Source organism: Pseudomonas fluorescens, from assembly GCF_902498195.1.
GTDB lineage: Bacteria > Pseudomonadota > Gammaproteobacteria > Pseudomonadales > Pseudomonadaceae > Aquipseudomonas > Aquipseudomonas fluorescens_BU.
Map to the genome: position 1 here is coordinate 874,233 of NZ_CABVIY010000002.1, position 21,982 is coordinate 896,214.

General features: G+C 60.4%; 19 protein-coding genes, 6 tRNA genes and 1 pseudogene. 17 read left to right on the forward strand and 9 right to left on the reverse strand.

Annotated features, from left to right (window positions below):
* Positions 1-228: 228 nt before the first annotated feature.
* On the forward strand, positions 229-1,350 hold the full coding sequence (locus tag F8N66_RS09530; RefSeq protein WP_150769923.1) for a beta-ketoacyl-ACP synthase III: 1,122 nt from the start codon (positions 229-231) through the stop codon (positions 1,348-1,350).
* Between the two features lie 171 nt (positions 1,351-1,521).
* On the opposite strand, the gene xopAW is transcribed toward F8N66_RS09530, so the two are convergent.
* From xopAW to F8N66_RS09550, 3 genes are all read right to left on the reverse strand, one after another.
* Entirely contained in the window at positions 1,522-2,211 is a 690-nt protein-coding gene (gene xopAW / locus F8N66_RS09540) for a XopAW family type III secretion system calcium-binding effector (protein WP_150769924.1), read from the reverse strand.
* 144 nt (positions 2,212-2,355) lie between these two features.
* A complete protein-coding gene (locus F8N66_RS09545) occupies positions 2,356-3,408 on the reverse strand; it encodes a sensor histidine kinase (protein WP_150769925.1) in 1,053 nt (350 codons plus the stop codon).
* Positions 3,408-4,166, reverse strand: coding sequence for a response regulator (locus F8N66_RS09550; protein WP_150769926.1), 759 nt, complete (start codon positions 4,164-4,166; stop codon positions 3,408-3,410). Before F8N66_RS09550 ends, F8N66_RS09545 begins: the two co-directional genes overlap by 1 nt.
* Positions 4,167-4,461: 295 nt before the next feature.
* Between F8N66_RS09550 and pyrF the strand changes: the two genes are divergently transcribed.
* Positions 4,462-5,160: an orotidine-5'-phosphate decarboxylase gene (gene pyrF / locus F8N66_RS09555; protein WP_191622943.1), complete on the forward strand. Its 699-nt coding sequence runs from the start codon at positions 4,462-4,464 to the stop codon at positions 5,158-5,160.
* 85 nt (positions 5,161-5,245) lie between these two features.
* Here pyrF and F8N66_RS09560 read toward each other — a convergent pair whose 3' ends face one another.
* Positions 5,246-6,250, reverse strand: coding sequence for an NADP-dependent oxidoreductase (locus F8N66_RS09560; protein WP_150769928.1), 1,005 nt, complete (start codon positions 6,248-6,250; stop codon positions 5,246-5,248).
* Between the two features lie 238 nt (positions 6,251-6,488).
* Here F8N66_RS09560 and F8N66_RS09565 point away from each other — a divergent pair, with 238 nt between their 5' ends.
* The 4 genes and pseudogenes from F8N66_RS09565 to F8N66_RS32105 all read left to right on the forward strand — a co-directional run bounded on the left by F8N66_RS09565 (position 6,489) and on the right by F8N66_RS32105 (position 10,932).
* Complete coding sequence (locus F8N66_RS09565; RefSeq protein WP_150769929.1) at positions 6,489-7,250, forward strand: SDR family oxidoreductase; 762 nt, start codon at positions 6,489-6,491, stop codon at positions 7,248-7,250.
* Between the two features lie 226 nt (positions 7,251-7,476).
* Positions 7,477-8,859, forward strand: a complete 1,383-nt coding sequence (locus F8N66_RS09570) for a PLP-dependent aminotransferase family protein (protein ID WP_150769930.1) — start codon at positions 7,477-7,479, stop codon at positions 8,857-8,859.
* 987 nt (positions 8,860-9,846) lie between these two features.
* Positions 9,847-10,071 (forward strand): annotated as a pseudogene (locus tag F8N66_RS32100) (HAMP domain-containing protein); the annotation flags it as partial.
* A complete protein-coding gene (locus F8N66_RS32105; RefSeq protein ID WP_412070732.1) occupies positions 10,069-10,932 on the forward strand; it encodes a methyl-accepting chemotaxis protein in 864 nt (287 codons plus the stop codon). The pseudogene F8N66_RS32100 and the gene F8N66_RS32105, both read left to right, overlap by 3 nt.
* Positions 10,933-11,052: 120 nt before the next feature.
* Here the strand turns inward: F8N66_RS32105 and F8N66_RS09580 are convergent, their stop codons facing one another.
* Positions 11,053-11,811, reverse strand: a complete 759-nt coding sequence (locus tag F8N66_RS09580; RefSeq protein ID WP_191622945.1) for a hypothetical protein — start codon at positions 11,809-11,811, stop codon at positions 11,053-11,055.
* 384 nt (positions 11,812-12,195) lie between these two features.
* Here F8N66_RS09580 and F8N66_RS09585 point away from each other — a divergent pair.
* From F8N66_RS09585 to F8N66_RS09610, 6 genes are all read left to right on the forward strand, one after another.
* Positions 12,196-12,271, forward strand: a tRNA-Glu gene (locus tag F8N66_RS09585).
* Between the two features lie 2 nt (positions 12,272-12,273).
* A tRNA-Gly gene (locus F8N66_RS09590) sits at positions 12,274-12,349 on the forward strand.
* Between the two features lie 105 nt (positions 12,350-12,454).
* A tRNA-Glu gene (locus F8N66_RS09595) sits at positions 12,455-12,530 on the forward strand.
* Between the two features lie 3 nt (positions 12,531-12,533).
* A tRNA-Gly gene (locus F8N66_RS09600) sits at positions 12,534-12,609 on the forward strand.
* A gap of 131 nt (positions 12,610-12,740) precedes the next feature.
* Positions 12,741-12,816: transfer RNA gene (locus F8N66_RS09605), tRNA-Glu, on the forward strand.
* A gap of 3 nt (positions 12,817-12,819) precedes the next feature.
* Positions 12,820-12,895 (forward strand) — tRNA-Gly (locus F8N66_RS09610).
* A 112-nt stretch (positions 12,896-13,007) separates the two neighbouring features.
* Here F8N66_RS09610 and F8N66_RS09615 read toward each other — a convergent pair.
* Entirely contained in the window at positions 13,008-13,646 is a 639-nt protein-coding gene (locus F8N66_RS09615; RefSeq protein ID WP_150769933.1) for a LysE family translocator, read from the reverse strand.
* Between the two features lie 74 nt (positions 13,647-13,720).
* Entirely contained in the window at positions 13,721-14,347 is a 627-nt protein-coding gene (locus F8N66_RS09620) for an alanyl-tRNA editing protein (protein ID WP_150769934.1), read from the reverse strand.
* A 91-nt stretch (positions 14,348-14,438) separates the two neighbouring features.
* On the opposite strand from F8N66_RS09620, the gene F8N66_RS09625 reads away from it, so the two are divergent.
* Entirely contained in the window at positions 14,439-15,437 is a 999-nt protein-coding gene (locus F8N66_RS09625) for a LysR family transcriptional regulator (protein WP_150769935.1), read from the forward strand.
* A 156-nt stretch (positions 15,438-15,593) separates the two neighbouring features.
* On the opposite strand, the gene F8N66_RS09630 is transcribed toward F8N66_RS09625, so the two are convergent.
* Together F8N66_RS09630 and F8N66_RS09635 are read right to left on the reverse strand one after the other, a co-directional pair.
* Entirely contained in the window at positions 15,594-16,001 is a 408-nt protein-coding gene (locus F8N66_RS09630) for a PA2817 family protein (protein WP_077047009.1), read from the reverse strand.
* A gap of 83 nt (positions 16,002-16,084) precedes the next feature.
* Positions 16,085-18,532, reverse strand: a complete 2,448-nt coding sequence (locus tag F8N66_RS09635; RefSeq protein ID WP_150769936.1) for an acyl-CoA dehydrogenase — start codon at positions 18,530-18,532, stop codon at positions 16,085-16,087.
* A 248-nt stretch (positions 18,533-18,780) separates the two neighbouring features.
* Here F8N66_RS09635 and F8N66_RS09640 point away from each other — a divergent pair, with 248 nt between their 5' ends.
* From F8N66_RS09640 to F8N66_RS09655, 4 genes are all read left to right on the forward strand, one after another.
* Complete coding sequence (locus tag F8N66_RS09640) at positions 18,781-19,440, forward strand: transglutaminase-like domain-containing protein (RefSeq protein WP_150769937.1); 660 nt, start codon at positions 18,781-18,783, stop codon at positions 19,438-19,440.
* Positions 19,441-19,483: 43 nt separating this feature from the next.
* Complete coding sequence (locus F8N66_RS09645; RefSeq protein ID WP_150769938.1) at positions 19,484-20,107, forward strand: glutathione S-transferase family protein; 624 nt, start codon at positions 19,484-19,486, stop codon at positions 20,105-20,107.
* 133 nt (positions 20,108-20,240) lie between these two features.
* On the forward strand, positions 20,241-21,173 hold the full coding sequence (locus F8N66_RS09650; RefSeq protein ID WP_150769939.1) for an ABC transporter ATP-binding protein: 933 nt from the start codon (positions 20,241-20,243) through the stop codon (positions 21,171-21,173).
* Entirely contained in the window at positions 21,170-21,949 is a 780-nt protein-coding gene (locus F8N66_RS09655) for an ABC transporter permease (RefSeq protein WP_150769940.1), read from the forward strand. Before F8N66_RS09650 ends, F8N66_RS09655 begins: the two co-directional genes overlap by 4 nt.
* Positions 21,950-21,982: the final 33 nt, after the last annotated feature.

Here is a 21,982-nt window from a genome sequence, read left to right on the forward strand (position 1 = left end):
AGCCCGCTCCCACAGGATTTCATTTGTGCCTGAGAAAGGCGCCAAAACCCAAGGTTTATGGCAAACTTCGCGACCATAAACGTCGATTTCGCGCCCCAGAGCCCTCGGCCAGGTCGCCTGTCGGAATAAAGCGATGCCAGGTTTGCGTCCCCCGGATGGGAATAGACCCTTTGTGTATTGGTACGTCGGTGCCAATGCTTTCTGCCTGAACAGATCAGAGACACGACCATGCATAACGTCGTCATCAGTGGCACCGGCCTTTACACGCCGGCCAGCAGCATCTCCAACGAAGAGCTGGTGCAGTCTTTCAATACGTATGTGGCGCAATTCAACGCCGATAATGCCGACGCCATCGCGCGCGGTGAAATCGAAGCACTGACCGAATCCAGCGCTGCGTTCATCGAAAAGGCGTCCGGCATCAAGAGCCGCTTTGTCATGGACAAGGACGGCATCCTCGACCCGCAGCGCATGGCGCCGCGCCTGCCGGAGCGTTCCAACGAGGAATGGTCGGTGCTCTGCCAGATGGCCATCGGCGCCGCCGAGCAAGCCTTGCAGCGTGCAGGCAAAACCGCGGCGGACATCGACGGCGTGATCGTCGCCTGCTCCAACCTGCAACGCGCCTACCCGGCCATTGCCATCGAAGTCCAGGAGGCGCTGGGCATCCAGGGTTTCGGTTTTGACATGAACGTGGCGTGTTCTTCGGCGACCTTCGGCATCCAGACCGCCGCCAACAGCATCCAGCTGGGTCAGGCCCGGGCGATCCTGATGGTCAACCCGGAAGTCTGCACCGGCCACCTGAACTTCCGTGACCGCGACAGCCATTTCATCTTCGGCGACGCGGCCACCGCCGTGATCATCGAACGCGCCGACCTGGCCACGTCCCAGTACCAGTTCGACATCGTCAGCACCAAACTGCTGACCAAGTTCTCCAACAACATCCGCAACAACTTCGGCTTCCTCAACCGCGCGGCGGAAGAGGGCATCGGCGCCAGGGACAAGCTGTTCGTCCAGGAAGGCCGCAAGGTGTTCAAGGAAGTGTGCCCGATGGTGGCCGAGCTGATCGGTGCGCATCTGGAAGAGAACCAGCTCAACGTCAGCGACGTGAAGCGCTTCTGGCTGCACCAGGCCAACCTCAGCATGAACCACCTGATCGTCAAGAAACTGCTCGGCCGCGACGCCACCGAGCAGGAGGCGCCGGTGATTCTCGATACCTACGCCAACACCAGCTCCGCCGGCTCGGTGATTGCCTTTCACAAACATCAGGACGACCTGCCGGCCGGTTCGCTGGCGGTGCTCAGCTCGTTCGGCGCCGGGTACTCGATCGGTAGCGTGATTCTGCGCAAGCGCTGAGTCCAGCGTCACCCGCAGCCCTGTGGGAGCGGGCTTGCCCGCGAAAGCGGCAGGTCGGTCAGCATCAATGTTGACTGACACGCCCTCTTCGCGAGCAAGCCCGCTCCCACACTTGTTTGTGCTGGACCTTCAGCCTGCATAGCGCCTGAAACTTCTGTGGAAGCTTTTGACTCAGGTCGCCACGTCCAGATACTTGCCCACGCTCGCCACGCTATCGAGCGAATACTGCTTGCTCAGGTTGGCGATCATTTTGTCCAGGGCTTCGCGGGTGGTCGATCGAGCGTTGGCGCTGACGCTGTCGTCACTGTCGGCGTCGAGCGCGCTGAACTGGTCGTCACTGGACATTTGAGCGGGCGGCGGTGGTGGCGCAAGGCTTGCGGCCAGTTCGTCCTGGCTGACAGTACCGTCTTCGTTCTTGTCCAGGGCCGAGAAAATTTCCAGGCTGTCGGCAGTGCTGCCAGCGCGGGTCAGGCCGTTGCCGAGTTCATCGCTGCTGATGACGCCATCACCGTCTGCGTCCAAGGCACTGATCAACGCGTCGGCGAGTTCGGTGTCCGGCGCCTGGTCCCTTGGCGGTGGCGGCGGTGGCGGCGGGGGCGCCATGGCGGCCATCTCTTCGCTGCTCAGGCTGGCGCTGTCGTCGCTGTCCAGGTCGGCGAAATTCTTGCTCAGGCTGACCAGCAGGCCGTCGTCGTTTTTCTGCGACAGCGCACGCTTGAGTTCGTCCTGATCCACGGCACCGTCGGTATTCGTGTCCAGTTTGGCGAGCAGTTCTTTCTGGAACGGTTGCGAACGGGCGCTGCTGGCGGTGGTACTGCTGGTGCTGGTGTAGCTCGTATAGTTGCTGACGCTACCTATCATTGGGCTCACTCCTTGTAAGGGAAATCCGGTGGGTGTACCGGCTTATGCAGCCTCAATGGAAAAAGTGTCGTGGGTATGTGGGATTTGTACCGGTGGGTGTACAAGTGCTGTGGACGCCGCTTCCACATTCGGACGGTGTGATGTTCAGGCTCGCGGCAGGCGAATCGCGGCGGTCAGCCCACCGCCCGGGGTTTCTTCCAGGTTCAACTGCCCGCCCATGCGCTGCGCCGCCTCGCGGGCGATGGTCATGCCCAGGCCGACGCCGCCGGAATTGCGATTGCGCGACCCTTCCAGACGGAAGAACGGTTCAAACACCGCTTCACGTTGCTCCGCCGCGATGCCCGGCCCGTGGTCGATCACCCGGATCAACAGCACATCCCGGTGGTCTTCCAGGGTGATCAACGCCTGCCCGGCGTAACGCAGGGCGTTGTCCAGCAGGTTGTTGACGCAGGAGCGCAACGCCATCGGCTGCACTTGCAGCGGTGCGCAGTGGCCGTTGACCTGCACATCGGCGCCCTGGTCCTGGGCGTTTTCGCTCAGGGACTCCACCAGCGCCTGCACATCCATCCACTGCGGCGCCTCGCTGGTGCGCTGTTCGTGGAGGTAGGTGAGGGTGGCGTCGAGCATGCTGATCATGTCGTCCAGATCCTGGCGCATCTGGCCTTGCAGCCTGTCGTCGTCGATCTGCTCCAGCCGCAGCTTGAGCCGTGACAGCGGCGTGCGCAGGTCGTGGGACACGGCACCGAGCATCCGCGAGCGTTGTTTGACTTGCTCGATAATGCGTTGCTGCATCTTGTTGAAGGTGTGCGCCGCTTGCCGCGCTTCACGAGGGCCGGACTCGTCCAGCGGCGGGCTGTTGAGGTCCTCGCTCAAACGCTCGGCGGCGTCGCTCAGCCGCTGGATCGGCCGGCTGAGTAACTTGGCACCGTACCAGGCGGCAATGATCAGCGAGATCAACTGAAAGGTCAGCGGCACGACAGGTCCGCCAAACCAGGGCCGGGCTGGCCGATTCGCCAGGCGTGGGTCCGATGGCGGGCGCTGGCGGTCAAAGGCTTCGGAAAACTCCGGTGGTGGAGGCGGAGGTGGTGGCGGGCCGTAATAGTGAAACCAGGCAAAGGCCAGCAGGTGCGCCAGGATAATCGCCACCAGAAGCACGCCGAACAGGCGGCCGAACAGCGTATCGAAGCGCGCCCGCATCAGCCGATGTCCCGGGCGTCGAACAGGTAACCTTCACCGCGTACGGTCTTGATCAGTTGCGGGGCTTTCGGGTCGTCGCCGAGCTTCTGCCGCAGACGCGACACCAGCAGGTCGATGCTGCGATCGAAGGCTTCGATCGACCGACCGCGGGCGGCATCCAGCAATTGTTCGCGACTCAGGACCCGGCGCGGACGCTCGATGAACACCCAGAGCAGGCGGAATTCAGCGTTGGACAGCGGCACCACCAAACCATCGGCGGCGACCAACTGGCGCAGCACGCTGTTCAGCCGCCAGTTGTCGAAACGGATGTTGGCCCGTTGCTCGGTGCGGTCATCGCGCACCCGGCGCAGGATCGTCTGGATGCGCGCTACCAGTTCCCGGGGTTCGAACGGCTTGGCCATGTAATCGTCGGCGCCCAGTTCCAAGCCGATGATCCGGTCGGTGGGCTCGCAGCGGGCGGTCAGCATCAGGATCGGAATGTCCGACTCGGCGCGCAGCCAGCGACACAGCGACAGGCCGTCTTCGCCGGGCAGCATCAGGTCGAGCACCACCACGTCGAAATGTTCGGCCTGCATCGCCAGGCGCATGGCGGTGCCGTCGGTGACGCCGCTGGCGTGGATGTTGAACCGGGCCAGGTAGTCGATCATCAATTCGCGGATCGGGAGGTCATCGTCGACGATCAGGGCGCGAATGTTCCAGCGTTTGTCGTCGCCAGGCGCTTTTTGATCATCGTTCACAGGGGCTTGGGCGTTGTGCATGCGTGCGTTCATCTGCCAGGTTGGCTGCCAACCACGAAGATAGGCCGCGAGATTTGATTCCAGCATAGGCGTCCGGCCCGGAGGCGGGAAGTGCTGTCGGGAGGACGTGTTGCGGCGGACGAGGGTAGCGGGCAAGGGTGTTGTGGGCGTGTCAGCTATGTACCGAACTCGACACAATTGCCGTAGAGGCTAGTCTTGCCTGAGCGTTCTCGACGATTTACCGATCATCGGGTCCCGCAGCGGCGCTGGTTCCGCTACAATGCGCGCCGATTTCGACCTGCCTGAGAGCCCACTCATGTCCGCCTGCCAGACTCCTATCATCGTCGCCCTGGATTTCCCCACCCGTGACGCCGCACTGAAGCTGGCGGACCAGTTGGACCCGAAGCTGTGCCGGGTCAAGGTCGGTAAGGAACTGTTCACCAGCTGTGCCTCGGAAATCGTCGGCACCCTGCGTGACAAGGGGTTCGACGTGTTCCTCGACCTCAAGTTCCACGACATCCCCAATACCACCGCCATGGCCGTCAAGGCGGCCGCGGAAATGGGCGTGTGGATGGTCAATGTGCACTGCTCCGGTGGCCTGCGCATGATGGCGGCGTGCCGTGAAGTGCTGGACAAACGCAGCGGTCCGCAACCGCTGCTGATCGGCGTGACCGTGCTGACCAGCATGGAGCGTGAGGATCTGGCGGGTATCGGCCTGGATATCGAACCGCAGGAGCAGGTACTGCGCCTGGCGGCCCTGGCGGAAAAAGCCGGGATGGACGGCCTGGTGTGCTCGGCCCTGGAAGCCCAGGCCCTGAAAGCGGCGCACCCGTCGCTGCAACTGGTGACCCCGGGGATCCGCCCGGCGGGCAGCGCCCAGGACGACCAGCGCCGTATTTTGACCCCGCGCCAGGCGCTGGAAGCCGGTTCCGATTACCTGGTGATCGGCCGCCCGATCAGCCAGGCTGCGGATCCGGCGCAGGCATTGGCAAACGTTGTGGCCGAACTGGCTTAAAAAGATCGCAGCCTTCGGCAGCGCCTACAGGGGAATGCGATCCCTGTAGGCGCTGGCGCAGCCTGCGATCTTTTGATTTTGCGCTTTAAACCTTCAACACCAACTTGCCGAAATTCTCCCCGCTGAACAATTTCATCAGCGTCTCCGGGAAAGTCTCCAGTCCTTCCACAATGTCTTCCTTGCTCTTGAGCTGCCCCTTGGCCATCCAGCCGGCCATTTCCTGCCCGGCAGCAGCGAACTGCGCGGCGTAATCCATCACCACGAAGCCTTCCATGCGCGCGCGGTTCACCAGTAGCGACAGGTAGTTGGCCGGGCCCTTGACCGCTTCCTTGTTGTTGTATTGGCTGATGGCGCCGCAGATCACCACCCGCGCCTTCAGGTTCAGGCGGCTGAGTACCGCGTCGAGAATGTCGCCGCCGACGTTATCGAAATACACATCGACGCCTTTCGGGCATTCACGCTTGAGGCCGGCGATGACGTCTTCGTTCTTGTAGTCGATGACGCCGTCAAAACCCAGTTCATCGATCAGGAACTTGCACTTGTCCGCGCCGCCGGCGATGCCAACCACCCGGCACCCTTTGATCTTGGCAATCTGCCCGGCAATGCTGCCCACCGCACCGGCGGCCCCGGACAACACCACCGTCTCACCCGCCTTGGGCGCGCCGACGTCGAGCAGGGCGAAGTACGCCGTCATGCCCGTCATGCCCAGTGCCGACAAGTAGCGCGGCAGCGGTGCCAGGTTCGGATCGACCTTGTAAAAACCGCGCGGCTCACCCAGGAAATAATCCTGCACCCCCAGCGCCCCGTTGACGTAGTCGCCGACCGCAAAACCGGGGTTGTTCGAAGCCACGACTTTTCCTACGCCCAGGGCGCGCATCACGTCACCAAGGCCAACAGGCGGAATGTAGGACTTGCCCTCGTTCATCCAGCCACGCATGGCCGGGTCCAGGGACAGGTATTCGTTTTTGACCAGGATCTGACCCGCAGCCGGCTCGCCGACCGGTACTTCTTGATAAGTGAATGTCTCGCGGGTGGCCGCGCCGACTGGACGTTTGGCGAGCAGGAATTGGCGATTGGTCTGGGTAGTCATGACAGGCACTCAAGATGAATGAAGCCTTGTTGATAGACCTTCATGGACATTGCCGCAAGTTTGGCTGATGCGGCGAATGCAGGCTGATCCAGTACAGTGATAGTTGGTACGGTGGTTCCATCACTGACACTCATGGGCGCTCAACCGGGCTCCTGATAGTGCTGCCGCGTCTGGGCGAGCTGTGGCTAGACTGGGGAAAAACGCGATCCCCCGCACACTTCTCTTCGAGGACATAACAATGAGCATGACGTTTTCCGGCCAGGTCGCTGTAGTGACGGGCGCCGCCAATGGTATCGGTCGCGCCACGGCCCAGGCGTTTGCCGCCGAGGGCTTGAAGGTGTTGGTGGCCGACATGGACACGGCAGGCGGCGAGGGGACGGTGGCGCTGATTCGTACGGCGGGCGGCGAAGCGACCTTCGTGCGCTGCAACGTCACAGTGGAAAGCGAGGTAAAAAATCTGATGGAGGAGGTCGTCAATACCTACGGCCGTCTCGACTATGCCTTCAACAACGCCGGCATCGAGATCGAAAAGGGCAAACTGGCCGACGGCACCGTCGACGAGTTTGACGCAATCATGGGTGTCAACGTCAAAGGCGTCTGGTTGTGCATGAAGTACCAGTTGCCGTTGCTGCTGGCCCAGGGGGGCGGTGCGATCGTCAACACCGCCTCGGTGGCCGGTCTCGGTGCGGCGCCGAAAATGAGCATCTACGCTGCTTCCAAGCACGCGGTGATCGGCCTGACCAAATCGGCGGCCATCGAATACGCCAAGAAACAGATTCGGGTCAATGCCGTGTGCCCGGCGGTGATCGATACCGACATGTTCCGTCGCGCTTATGAAGCCGACCCGAAGAAAGGCGAATTCGCCAACGCCATGCACCCGGTGGGCCGCATCGGCAAGGTCGATGAAATCGCCAGCGCGGTGCTGTACCTGTGCAGCGACGGGGCAGCGTTCACGACCGGGCATTCGCTGGCTGTAGACGGTGGTGTCACCGCGTTCTGAAACGGGCCACCTGATACATGGTCACCCTGAACCTGTGGGAGCGAACGGCTCGCTCCCACAGGTTTTGTTTTTCTTCAATATGGCGGGTTATTCAGGGTTCCCTGAAGTCGCCAGGCAGTGTGTTTCAAATGATTGAAACCGGGGATTTTGGCGGCGTTGTCGCACAGCCCGGCGAGTGCTCCTGTGATTAACTCTTGCCGCAAAACCAACAGGAGTTTGCTTGCTCATGGAATTGAGAATTGATCGAATGGCCTTGGTGCCGGTCGTACAGCAAATCGTCGACGCACTCGTCTGCTGGCTTCGTTGCAATGAGGTGCAGCCGGGTTCGCGATTACCTTCGGTGCGCAAAATCGCGCAAATCAACCTGCTCAATCAGTCCTGTGTCGTCGAAGCCTGCGAGCGCCTGATCGCCCAAGGGGTGCTGGAGTCGCGTCATGGAGCCGCCTATGTCGTGGCTTCCCCGGCTCCGCAGGGCCCGGGGCAAAACGACGTGTGCCTTGAGGCCGCAGACAGCAAACACGGCCACACCTTATGTGAGTTGCAACTGGGTTGTGGCGCTCTGCCCGAAAGCTGGCGTGAGCCGGACGATCTGGCTTACGCGATCCGGGAGGTCAGTCGCACCGACATGGCCAGCCTGTTCAACTACAGCTCGCCGCTGGGATTGCCCGCGCTGCGTCAGCAAATTCTGAAGGGCCTGAAACAGCTGGACATCAACGTCGAACTCAGTCGAATCCTGACAACCGCAGGGGCGAGCCAGGGACTGGACTTGATCGTGCGGACATTACTCAAACCGGGAGACTGCGTGGTAGTGGAAAGCCCCGGGTATCCCCTGTTGTACGAGCTGCTGAGGTTGCACGGCGTCAGCATGCAGGCGGTCCCGCGAACGCCCGGCGGGCCGGACATCGCGGCACTGGAAACCTTGCTATTGAAATACCGGCCTCGTGGATTGTTCATCAATAGTTTTCATCACAATCCGACTGGCTGCAGCCTGGCGCCGGGCGTGGCGCAGCAGGTGCTTCAACTGGCTGACGCGCATGGCGTGCTGGTGATCGAAGACGACGTCTATGCGGATTTGCACAGCGGTTGCGGCAAGCGCCTTGCGGCATTGAATGACAACGTGATCTACGTGGGCAGTTACTCCAAGACCCTCAGTAGTTCCTTGCGGGTCGGTTTTGTGATGGCCAGTACCGAGGCGATAGCCCGATTGGCCGAGGTCAAGATGATCAGCAGCATGGGCGCCTCACGATTCTGCGAGTCTGTGCTGGCCTGTCTGATGGCCAGTGGGGCCTACCGCCAGTTGGTGCAGCGGCAGCGGCAGCGCCTGGGCAGTGACCGAAAGGCGGCGCTGCAGATGCTCGAAGATGCCGGGTGGGAGGTCTTCGGCGAGCCCGCGGGAGGTTTGTTTATCTGGGCGCGATCGCGGATGAAGGACTACGCTCAGGTGCGCACGCAGGCCCGGCGCTGCGGCGTCTTGTTGTACTCGACGACGGCCTTCAGTCCCGACGGTGCGGCCAATGAATGGCAGCGCATCAATGTGGCCTGTGCCCGTGACCCGCGAGCCCGGGCATTTTTTCTCGCCACCGCTTCGGATCGACCTCAAGCGTTCTGAAAACGACGCAGGCGTAGCTTTTTGCCATTATTCAGGCGCCAGAGACTTGTGTTGCCCATGGCCCGTTGCGAATCTGCGTCTATTGATAATGGCGGGGGACTACGTGCAATGATTTCGGCCGTGCAAGGACGTTTTGCCAACCTCGGTATGGCAAAAAAAATGGGTGTCGGGTTTGTGCTGGTGCTGTTGTTGACCGCTCTGGTGGCGGCCATTGGCGTCTGGTCCCTGCAAACGATCAGCCATCGCTTCGACGGGCTCAAGCAGATGTCGTCACTCAACAGCGGTTTGCTGAAGGTGCGTCTGCTGGAGCAGGAATATGCCTTGCATGGCAACCCGAAAACCGCCGACGCCCTGCACGAGGGCATTGATGCCTTGATCGCCCTGGCGAACCAGCTCAAGGCTGAGTCGGCGGGCAACGTGCCGGTGATGAATGATGTCGAGCAGTCCCTCGGCGCTTATCGCAAGGCATTCGACGAGTTTGTCTCGCTCAGTCAGGCCAAGGATCTGGCCCTGGAAATGGCCAGTTGGTCGGTGTCCAGTGTCGCCAACAACCTCGATGTGCTGCAGGCCGGGCTTGCCGATGACGGTACCTATACCCTGAAGGATTCCGAAGGCAAGGACGGTGCGCAATTCGTCGAGCAGGCCAATCAGGTCAGCCAGGTCTCGCGGTTGATGCTGCAAGCCATGAACGAAGCGCGCGTGCGTCTGGACCAGAGCCGCAAGGGCGACGACAGCGCGGGGCAAGGCAAGATTGAGCAGGCCAGTCAGGCGCTGACCCAGGCCGAACAGCTGAAAACCACGGTCAAGGACGAGGGCTACCAGACGGTTCTCAACGAAGTGATCGGTCATATCGCCAGTTTCAGCGACAAACTGGCCGAGTACACCGGTCTGCTGGAGCAGGAAAAAACCGTCTATCAGCAACTGCATCAACGCGCGGCCCAGGTGATGGAGCGAGTGGACCAGGCTTATGTCGCCGAAGACCAGTCGATGCAGACAGAGCTGAACAAGAACTCGTTGCTGATCATCGGCTCTTCCGCGCTGGCGTTGCTGGTCGGGTTGATCGCTGCCTGGGTGATTACCCGGTTGATCGTGGGGCCGCTGCGCAGCGTGATTCGCGTGGCGCAACAGATCGCCTCCGGGGACTTGAGCGCAACGGTCGAAGTGACGCGGCGTGACGAGATCGGCCAGTTGATGCAGGCCATGCAGCAAATGGGCGCGGGACTGAGCCATATCGTCAGCGGTTTGCAGGCCGGTATCGAACAACTGGCCACTTCAGCGCAATCGCTGTCGGCGGTGACTGAGCAGACCAATCTGGAAGTCAGCAGCCAGAAGGAAGAAACCGAGCAGGTTGCCACGGCGATGAACCAGATGACCGCCACGGTGCACGATGTCGCGCGCAATGCCGAGGAGGCGGCCGTGGCGGCACAAACGGCGGATGGCAAGGTTGAAAGCGGTCAGCACGTTGTTCGCCAGAGCATGGCGCGGATCGAGCAACTGGCTGACTCGGCCACTTCGGCCAGTTCGAGCATCGAAAGCCTCAGCGCGGAAATCCAGAACATCACCACGGTGCTCAGTGTGATCAAGAGCGTTGCCGAACAGACTAACCTGCTGGCGCTGAACGCAGCCATCGAGGCCGCTCGTGCCGGTGAGCAGGGCAGGGGCTTTGCCGTGGTGGCCGATGAAGTGCGTGCGCTGGCCAGGCGGACACAGCAATCGACCGAGGAAATCGAGCGCTTGGTCAGCGCCTTGCGTTCGGCGGCGCAGACCTCGGTGCAGCAGATTCAGAACAGCGGCGAGCTGGTGAAACTGGCGGTCAGCGATGCATTGCAGACCGAAAGTGCGCTGGGCAGTATTGCGGCGGCGGTGTCGTTGATCCAGCAGATGAACCAGCAGATCGCTGCCGCAGCCGAGGAGCAAAGCTCGGTGGCCGAAGAGATCAATCGCAGTGTCACCAGTATTCGTGCCAGCGCGGATCAGTCGTCGCTGGCGATGCAGGGGAATGCGGCGTCGAGTATCGAACTGGCGCAGCTGGGGGTTGAGCTGAAGGGGATGGTGGGGCATTTCAGGCTTTGATAGCTACACCGCTTACTCCTGTAGGCGCGAGCATGCTCGTTCCTGCAGGGGATGGGGCTGGCGTATTTCGACAACAGTAAAAAAAGCCACCGGTTTCGGTGGCTTTTCAGTTTTCGATGATCAGTCGTAGATCACTTTCTTCTTCCAGTCCGCATCGGCCTCGACGTCTTTGAGGCCTTCGGTCAACTCGTTTACTTCGCCCTCTACCGGAGCGATGCGGTCCATGACTTGCGCGTTGGCGCGGGCCAGGAGCTTTTCCAGGTATTCCAGCTGTTCCGCATAGATCTGCGGCTCCTGCTGCTTGCGCAGGTATTGCACGCCGCGTTCGAACGCCAGGCGCGCCTGGCCTGGCTGGTTCTGCTGCAGGGAGTGCTGGCCGAGGTTGTTGAAGAATTCGATGTGCAGCAGCACCAGAATATGGCGGACCTCGCGGATCCAGCGCTTGGCTTCGTTGGGTGGCAGGAAGCCATCATGCGCGGCGCGGGTGATTTGGCCATGCAGGGCTTCAAGCAGGAAGCGCACGTCCTTGGCCTTGGCTTCGGTCTGGATCGGTGCCGGTGGATTGTTGACCGGGATCGATTCGCCCTGGGCAACGAGGGCTTCGAGCTCGCCTATCCGCGCCTTGAGGTTGGCGCTGGTCTTTTCCAGGTTCAGCAGGCGCTGGCAGACATTCAATTCCAGGCGGGTCAGCAGCAGCTTGAGCGCCGGTGACATCAGCTGGCCGGGGAAGGTCTCGGTAAGCTCACCGCAACGACGCAGGCGATCATTGAGTTCAACCTTGGTGCGGGCCCTTTCCAGCTTATTGTTTTCCACCACATGGTTGATGTAGCCAATGGCGATCAATAGTGCGATCCCGGCTACGACGAGCAGGGTGATCATGAGTGGTGTCACCGGTAAGACCTCTTTATGGGGTTCGCGTGCGAGTGTAGTGGCTTGATATTTAAGCGCCTAGCGCCACTCGGCGAGTTGGATCAATGGCTCAACCTGTATCGGCCGCAGGCTTCTTATATGAATGCTGGCACTCATGGAGCAGATTGCCATCACTTATGCCGAGGACTATAACGCCTTGGCGAGTGTCAGAATATAGGCGCCAAACACCGGGCGGCGGAAAATCCGGATTGGCGCCGCAAAGCAGGGCCAAGTCATTGATTTAAAAAAATTTATAACAGGGGGTTGACGACATCTCCAACCATCCATAGAATGCGCGCCACTTGCAGCGTAAAGCACACAGCGAAACGAAGCAGGGAGCGAATGTTGTAGTGTGTCCCCTTCGTCTAGTGGCCTAGGACACCGCCCTTTCACGGCGGTAACAGGGGTTCGAGTCCCCTAGGGGACGCCAATGCGGGAATAGCTCAGTTGGTAGAGCACGACCTTGCCAAGGTCGGGGTCGCGAGTTCGAGTCTCGTTTCCCGCTCCATTTTTAAACAGCGTTGCTTTCGGGCGGCGTTGAGTGAAACCAGAACCGACATCTTTGGATGCGGATTTGGGCACTGAAATACACACCATGTGTTTCAGTTAGCGTGTCCCCTTCGTCTAGTGGCCTAGGACACCGCCCTTTCACGGCGGTAACAGGGGTTCGAGTCCCCTAGGGGACGCCATTTGCGGGAATAGCTCAGTTGGTAGAGCACGACCTTGCCAAGGTCGGGGTCGCGAGTTCGAGTCTCGTTTCCCGCTCCATATTCAACAAAAACGCCGCTCAATGAGCGGCGTTTTTGGTTGCTTTCGGGCAGCGTTGAGTGAAACCAGAACCGACATCTTCGGATGCGGATTTGGACGCTGAAATACACACCATGTGTTTCAGTTAGCGTGTCCCCTTCGTCTAGTGGCCTAGGACACCGCCCTTTCACGGCGGTAACAGGGGTTCGAGTCCCCTAGGGGACGCCATTTGCGGGAATAGCTCAGTTGGTAGAGCACGACCTTGCCAAGGTCGGGGTCGCGAGTTCGAGTCTCGTTTCCCGCTCCATATTTAATAAAAACGCCGCTCATTGAGCGGCGTTTTTGTTTCCCCGGAATTTGTACATGACGCAAAAAAAGGCCCGCCAGCATGACTGAGCGGGCCTTTTTGCATGGCTGAGTTACATCGACAGAATCAGCCGGCCGGCAAACAGAATCAGGATCACGCCCATGGTGCGTTCAAACCAGTGTCCCAGGTGCAAAAACAACAATCTCACCCTGTTGCTTGAAAAGAACAGCGCAACGACCACAAACCATAAGGCGTTCACGAAGCACATCCACACGCCATACAGCGCCTGAATCTTCAGTGGCGTCGCAGTGCTGATGAGGGTGGTGAAAATCGCCAGGAAAAACAAAGTGGCCTTGGGGTTGGTGGCGTTGGTGAGGAAACCGGTAGTGAAAGCCTTCAGTCGTGTTTGCTCAGTGGCCGGTGCGTCAGCGTTTTCACTCACCAATACGGTTTTTGGCTGGCTGCGCACCAGGCTGACCCCCAAATAAAGAATGTAGGCGCCGCCCACGACCTTGGCCACCGTCAACAACCAGGGTGTGGTGTGCATCAACGCGCCGACGCCCAGCAGCGTATACAGCACATGCACGGAAATGCCGGCGCCGATGCCCAGCGCCGTGCAAATGCCCACCCACCGGCCAAACCGCACACTCTGGCGGATGGTGACGGCGAAATCCGGTCCGGGAGCGACGACAGCCAGAAAATGGATAGTCGCCAGCGCCAGAAACTCGCCCAGGTAATTCGAAAATTGCATCTCAACTCCATGTCGTCAGGGTGACGCGGCCACGTGGCGCGGGGCGATACCGTTAGTGGTATCGCGCCAGGGGCTCATTCCACGTGGTAGTGGACGGACAACGTTCCTTTCTTGTGTGAAAGGGATTCGATCGTCACCGTGCCCAAATCCTTCAGGCTACGTACATGGGTGCCACCGCAGCCGTAGGCGGGCAGCTCACCAAAGCCGATTTCCCGGGCGCCTTCGCGAAGCGACGTGAGACGTGGCAAATCGTGAGTGATCATTTGTTGAATGCCCTGTTGCAGGGCTTGGGCTTCAACATCCTGGGCCGATTCCGCAGGTTTGAACTGCACACGCCCTTCGCCCGGCCAGTGATGGGCCTTGATCGGCATCCACCCCATGGCCTGGACACAGTGGCCGATCAGGTGGCCGGCGGTGTGCATGCGTGTATTGAACTGACGGCGTTGCTCATCGACCTGGATCCGTGTCATTGCGGGATGTACCGGATGGTCGACGAAATGGATGATCCGGTCAGGTTCCTGTACCACCCGCAATACCCGGCTTTCGCCAATCCAGCCGGTATCACAGGGTTGCCCGCCGCCTTGAGGGTGAAACAGCGTTGCGCGCAAAACCACCGCGAATTCGTGTTCGTGGGGCGTGCATTCCAGGACTTCCACATTGGCCTTGAGGTCATCGCTGTGGAAAAAGAGGCGAAGCGTCATGTTGCAAACTCGTATGAATGTTTCCGGTTTTCATTATAGGGAGCGTGGAAATGCGTGATAATCCGTTCAAACTTCAAAGGACTGTTGCGTCGTGAGCATAAATCTTCCGCTGCCGCTGCTGGGCGAAATGGCCATATTCGTCAAGGTTGTCGAGACCGGCAGCTTCTCCGAGGCCGCACGCCAGATGGGTTCCTCACCTTCGGCCGTGAGTCGCAGCATCTCGCGGCTGGAGAAAGCGCTCGCCATTCGCCTGCTTCAGCGCACCACGCGCAAGCTGCGGTTGAGCGAAGGCGGCGAGGAAGTGTTCAAGCGGTGCCAGGAGATGGTCAGTGCCGCCCGGTCGGTGATGGAAATCAGCGGTCAGTTCACTGAGGAGCCCGAGGGTGTGGTGCGAATCAGCGTCCCGAAAGCGGTGGGCCGAATCGTGATTCACCCGCATATGCCGGAGTTTCTGCGCCGTTATCCCAAGGTGGATGTGGAGCTGTTGCTGGAGGATCGTCAGGTGGACCTGATCGATGATCATGTCGACCTGGCGATTCGTATCACCGATCGGCCGCCTGCGGGGCTGGTGGGGCGGCAATTGCTGACCATCGACCATTTGCTCTGCGCGACACCCGAATATCTGGCCGAGCACGGAACGCCGACGCATCCCCATGACTTGCTCAACCACAGTTGCATCTACCTGGGGGAAACGCCGAGTGACGCACGCTGGAAGTTCAGGAAGGGCAGCAAATCAGTGACGGTCGGCGTGCGCGGGCGATATGCCGCCAATCATACGGGCGTACGTTTCGGTGCCGTCTTGCAGCACATCGGCATCGGCAGCCTGCCGTATTTCACGGCGCGCCGTGCCCTGGAGAAGGGGTTGATGGTGCAAGTGCTCCCGGACTGGACCTTTCTGGCGTCCTACCACGGTGGCGCCTGGTTGCTGCATTCACCCACCCGATACCTGCCACCCAAGCTGCGGGTGTTGATCGATTACCTGGTGGAGTGTCTGGAGAAGGAACCGACGCTGGGTCGGCCGGGCAAGTCGAGCCCTTCGAACATTGCCGTTTCGGAGTATGAACTGCCCGAGAGTGACGGGTTGTTCTGAGCAAAAATCGAAAGATCACAGCCTTCGGCAGCTCCTGCATTGGGATGGCGTACACCCTGTAGGAGCTGCCGAAGGCTGCGTTCTTTTGCTCTACCCGGTAAATAAAAAAGGCCCGCATGGATCACCCTGCAGGCCTTTTCTATTGCTGATCGACGATCAGTGCTTGCTGTCCTGGTTCGACAAGGCCAGCAGCTGTTTTTCCTGGTTCCAGTCAAAGGGTTCGTCGTTCTGCTCAGCTTCGAAGCGACGTTCTTCCAGCGCCTGGTACAGGTCGATTTCGTCATCGGGCATGTAGTGCAGGCAGTCCCCGGCGAAGTACCACAGCAGGTCGCGCGGGACCAGGTGGGCGATTTGCGGGTAGCGGGTGATCACCTGGCACAGAATGTCCTGGCCCAGGTATTGGCTTTCGATCGGGTCGACCGGCAGCAGTGCACGCAGTTCGTCAAAGCGCTCCAGGAACAAGGCATGGCTTTCTTCGGGAACCTGGTCGGCCTCACCCACGGCGACCAGGATGCTGCGCAGGTGGTCGAGCAAAACGAGATGATCGGCAACGATGTTGGACACGAGATAAGTCCTCAAGAGCAAAACGGGCGCAGGAGTATAAAGCGCCCGCGCCCTTTTTTACATGCTGCACATGGCTGGCTGGATCAGCGGACCTTGTTGTCGGACAGGGCTATTTGCTCTTTATCGAAATCATCCACATCAATCACCTTGCGTCGCGCCGCTTCGGCCTCGCGCAGGCTTTGAGCTTCGACGGGCTGCAACACGCCGGCTTCCAGGGCCGCATCGATGACGTGTTCACCGGCGACCGGCTTGACCTGGCCGCTCTTGAGGGCCACATGAAGCTTCTTGCGCAACGGTTGCGCAGCGCTCAACAGGTCATAGGCATGTTGCAGGACGCCGACCGGGTCCTCGTTCGATTGCGGGCGGTAGCAGCCCTGGAGCAATTCTTCGAGGGCCGGATCGCCCTTGGGACGACCGATCACCGCCGCCACGGCAGCCCCGAGTTTGTCCGACGGTCCTTTGTGGCGGCGACCGAACGGGAATACGATCACCCGCAACAGGCACCCCAGCACCTTGTTCGGGAAGTTATTGAGCAGTTCATCCATGGCCCGTTCCGCCTGGCCAAGGCTCTCCTCCATGGCCCAGGTAAACAGCGGTTCCATGTGCTGTGGCGAGTCGAGGTCGTTGTAGCGTTTGAGCGCGGCGCTGGCTAGGTACATGTTGCTCAGTACATCGCCCAGTCGAGCCGACAAGCGTTCGCGACGTTTCAGTTCGCCGCCCAGCAACATCATGCTGAGGTCGGCCAGCAGCGCGAACGCCGCCGCCTGGCGGTTGAGGGCGCGGAAATAACCCTGGCTGAGCTTGTCGCCCGGCACGTGTTCCAGATGACCGAACCCGAGGTTCAGCACCAGGGTGCTGGCTGCGTTGCCCACGGCAAAACCGATGTGTTTGAGCAGCAAGCCATCGAACTCGACCAGTGCCTGATCCTTGTCTTCGCGGCTGGCCAGCGCCATTTCCTTGAGCACGAAGGGATGGCAGCGAATCGCGCCCTGGCCGAAGATCATCAGGTTGCGCGAGAGAATGTTCGCGCCTTCCACGGTGATGCAGATGGGCGCGCCTTGCCACATGCGTCCGAGATAATTCTTTGGCCCCAGGATGATCGCCTTGCCGCCGTGCACATCCATCGCATGACTGATGCACTCGCGACCGCGCTCGGTGAGCTGATACTTGAGAATCGCCGACAGCACCGACGGTTTCTCGCCCAGGTCCACCGCGTTGGCGGTGAGCATCCGCGCGGCGTCCATCATCCAGGCGTTGCCGCCGATGCGGGCCATGGCTTCCTGGATGCCTTCGAACGCCGCAATCGGCACATTGAACTGCTCGCGAATCTGCGCGTACTGGCCGGTCACCAGGCTGGTGAACTTGGCCATGCCGGTGCCTACCGCCGGCAGGGAGATCGAGCGTCCGACCGACAGGCAATTCATCAACATCATCCAGCCCTTGCCGAGCATTTCCTGTCCGCCGATCAGGAACTCCAGCGGAATGAACACGTCCTTGCCGGCGTTCGGGCCGTTCATGAATGCCGCGCCCAAAGGCATGTGGCGGCGGCCGATTTCCACACCGGCGGTGTCGGTGGGAACCAGCGCCAGGCTGATGCCCAGGTCTTCTTTATCGCCCAGCAAGTGGTCCGGGTCGTAGGCCTTGAACGCCAGGCCGAGGAGGGTGGCCACCGGGCCGAGGGTGATGTAGCGTTTTTCCCAGTTCAGGCGCAGGCCGAGGGTTTCCTGGCCTTCCCATTCACCTTTGCAGATCACCCCGGTGTCGGGCATGCCGCCGGCATCGGAACCGGCCAGCGGTCCGGTCAGGGCGAAGCATGGAATTTCCTCACCGCGCGCCAGACGGGGCAGGTAATGGTTGCGTTGTTCGTCGGTGCCGTAATGCAGCAACAGTTCGGCCGGGCCGAGGGAATTGGGGACCATCACGGTGGACGCCAGGTCGCCGCTGTGGCTCGCCAGTTTCATGGCCACCTGGGAGTGGGCGTAGGCGGAAAAACCCTTGCCGCCAAACTCCTTGGGAATGATCAGGGCGAAGAAGCCGTTGTCCTTGATAAAAGCCCAGGCCTCGGCGGGCAGATCCATGGTTTGTCCGAGTTGCCAGTCGCTGACCATGGCGCACAGCTCTTCGGTCGGCCCCTCGATAAACGCACGTTCTTCTTCGTTCAATTGCGCGATGGGATAGGACAGCAGTTTGTTCCAGTCCGGGCGACCGCTGAACAGTTCGCCGTCCCACCACACGGTGCCGGCTTCAATGGCGTCGCGTTCGGTTTGCGACATGGGCGGCAGGGTTTTCTGGAACCAGTTGAACATGGGCGCGCTGAAGAATTTGCGACGCAGATCAGGCAGCAGCAAAGGGGCCGCCACCGCAGCGGTGAGTACCCAAAAAATCACCAGCAGCCAGCCCGGTGCGCGGCTGAAGGCCCCCATTGCCAGCAGATAGACAGCCACGATGCCCAGGGCCGGCAGTGGCGCGATGCGACGGTGGGCCAAATAAGCGATTCCGACAACCAGAACCAGTATCCACAACAGCAGCATATTTTATCCTCCGTGAAACCAGGGCGAACCAACCCACAGAGCTTAGACGGCATCCGCGAAACAGGGGGGTCAGAGCGATGTGATTGAAAACGTGGGAAACCTTGGGTGATTTTGTCGGCCCGGGGCACGGCAGACCGTGAAAAATCGTTCATTGAACGAGTGAAAGTGCGCCCATGTTTGGCCGAAACGTCGTTATCTCTGTGCTGAACCTCTCGCTAGACTCGGGGCTTCCCCAGGAGATTGCCCGCATGCACGAGTACCTGAGTCCCGGCCGCTTCATCGATAGTGACCACCCCTCGGTGGTGGAGTTCGCCGAAAAACACCGTGGCAGCCGTCGTGATCCGATCGAGCAGGCGATCCATCTCTACTACGCCGTGCGTGAGGCGGTGCGCTACAACCCTTACACCTTCAGCCGTGATCCCCAAACCCTGCGGGGCAGTTATGCATTGGCCGCCGGGGAGAGTTACTGCGTGCCCAAGGCCACGCTGCTGGCGGGCGCTGCGCGGCATTGCGGCATTCCCGCGCGGATCGGCCTGGCGGACGTGCGCAATCATTTGTCGACGCCGCGCCTGCTCGAATTGCTCAAGAGCGACGTGTTCGCCATGCACGGTTATACCGAGCTGTACCTGAACGGACGTTGGGTCAAGGCCACGCCAGCGTTCAACCAGGGTTTGTGCGATTTGTTCAATGTCGCGCCGCTGGAGTTCGACGGCATTAACGACAGTGTTTTCCACCCCTTCAACCGTGACGGCGAGAAATTGATGGAGTATCTGGTCGATCACGGTCAGTTCACGGATGTGCCCGAGGCGTTCTTCTTCGAGCATCTGCGCCAGTGCTATCCACACTTGTTCGGCGAGCAACTGCCAGCGCTGCTGGGCGACATGCAGAGTGATTTGAGTCGCGCCTGATCCGGCGTATGCTGCCTGCGAATTCAACCATCGAGAGGCGGTCATGCTGAAGATCTGGGGACGGAAAAATTCATCGAATGTCAGGAAGCCATTGTGGGCCGCCGAGGAACTCGGCCTGGCTTATGAGGCCATCGATGCGGGCGGTGCTTTTGGTGTCGTCGATACGCCCGAGTATCGCGCCATGAACCCCAATGGCCGGGTTCCAGTGATCCAGGACGACGGTTTCGTCCTGTGGGAATCCAACGCCATCGTCCGTTACCTGTTGGCCAAGCACGCGCCGAATACCGCGTGGTACCCCTCGGATCTGCAAGGACGGGCCACCGCTGACAAATGGATGGACTGGACCACCTCCAGTTTCGCCGGCCCGTTCCGGACCGTGTTCTGGGGCGTCTTGCGCACACCGGCCGAGCAGCAGGATTGGCCCGCCATCGAGGCGGCGATCAAGGAATGCGAAGGGCTGCTGACCCTGGCGGATCAGGCGCTGGCGACCAAACCGTACCTGTCCGGTGATGAAATCGGCATGGGCGACATTCCGCTGGGCAGTTTTATTTATGCCTGGTTCGAAATGCCGATCGAGCGTGCGCCGCTGCCGCATCTGGAGGCCTGGTATGCACGGTTGAAGCAGCGTCCGGCGTATCGCAAGGCGGTCATGACCGCGTTGACTTAATACTCACTATCGACACACTTGACTGTACTTGTGTGGCGGCGACAAGCACCATTGTGCCGGTGCGCTGTGGTTGTGTTGATCGCCGCCCGCCCCTATTCATCCCTTTCTTTCCTTCTTGGTGCGTAAATCCGATATGAGTTCCGCTCTGTCCATCCGGCAGCTAACCAAAACCTACGGCAACGGTTTCCAGGCCCTGAGTGGTATCGATCTGGACGTCGCCGAAGGTGACTTTTTCGCCTTGCTCGGCCCCAACGGCGCCGGCAAATCCACGACCATCGGCATTCTCTCGACCCTGGTGAACAAGACCAGCGGTACGGTGAACATCTTCGGTCACGACCTGGACAAGAACCCGGCGCAGCTCAAGCGCTCCATCGGCGTGGTGCCCCAGGAATTCAATTTCAACCAGTTCGAGAAGACCTTTGACATCGTCGTGACCCAGGCCGGTTACTACGGCATTCCGGCGAAAGTCGCCAAGGAACGCGCCGAGCAGTACCTGACCCAGCTCGGCCTGTGGGACAAGCGCGATGTGCCGTCGCGTTCGCTGTCCGGCGGCATGAAGCGTCGTCTGATGATCGCCCGGGCACTGGTCCACGAACCGCGCCTGTTGATCCTCGACGAACCGACCGCCGGGGTGGACATCGAATTGCGTCGCTCGATGTGGACCTTCCTCACCGAGCTGAACCAGAAAGGCATCACCATCATCCTCACCACGCATTACCTGGAAGAGGCGGAGCAGTTGTGCCGCAACATCGGCATCATCGACCACGGCACCATTGTCGAAAACACCAGCATGAAGCAGCTGCTCGGCCAACTGCATGTCGAGACGTTCCTGCTGGATTTGAAGAACAGCCTGGGTGTGCCTCCACAACTGATCGGCTATCCATCGCGATTGCTCGATGGCCATACGCTGGAAGTCCAGGTGGACAAGAGCATGGGCATCACCGCGTTGTTCACTCAGCTGGCCCAGCAAAACATTGAAGTGCTGAGCCTGCGCAACAAAACCAATCGCCTTGAGGAGTTGTTCGTGTCCCTGGTGGAGAAAAATCTGTCGAAGGTGGCGGTATGAGTTCCGAGCTGCAACCCAACCTCGTTGCCCTCAACACCATCGTCTACCGTGAGGTCCGGCGCTTCACCCGGATCTGGCCGCAGACGTTGCTGCCGCCGGCCATCACCATGGTTCTGTACTTCGTGATCTTCGGCAACCTGATTGGCCGGCAGATCGGCGATATGGGTGGCTTCACCTACATGGAGTACATCGTGCCGGGGCTGATCATGATGTCGGTGATCACCAACTCCTACGGCAACGTGGTGTCGAGTTTCTTCGGCAGCAAGTTCCAGCGTTCCATCGAAGAGTTGATGGTGTCGCCGGTGTCGCCGCACACCATCCTGATCGGCTACACCCTCGGCGGTGTGCTGCGCGGCTTGATGGTCGGGATCATCGTCACGCTGCTGTCGCTGTTCTTCACCGATTTGCAGGTGCATCACCTGGGCGTGACCATTCTGGTGGTGGTGCTGACGGCGACGATCTTCTCGTTGCTCGGCTTCATCAACGCCGTGTTTGCGCGCAACTTCGACGACATCTCGATCATTCCGACATTCGTGTTGACGCCGTTGACGTACCTGGGCGGGGTGTTCTACTCGATTTCGCTGCTGCCACCGTTCTGGCAGACCGTGTCCCTGGCCAACCCTGTGTTGCACATGGTCAATGCGTTTCGCTACGGCATCCTCGGGGTGTCGGATATCCGCATCAGCATTGCGATTACGTTCATGCTGGTGGCGACCGTGATCCTGTATGTCGGCTGTGCGCGGCTGCTGGTGAGCGGGCGGGGGATGCGCACCTGATCGCGAATCCCTTGTAGAAGCTGCCGCAGGCTG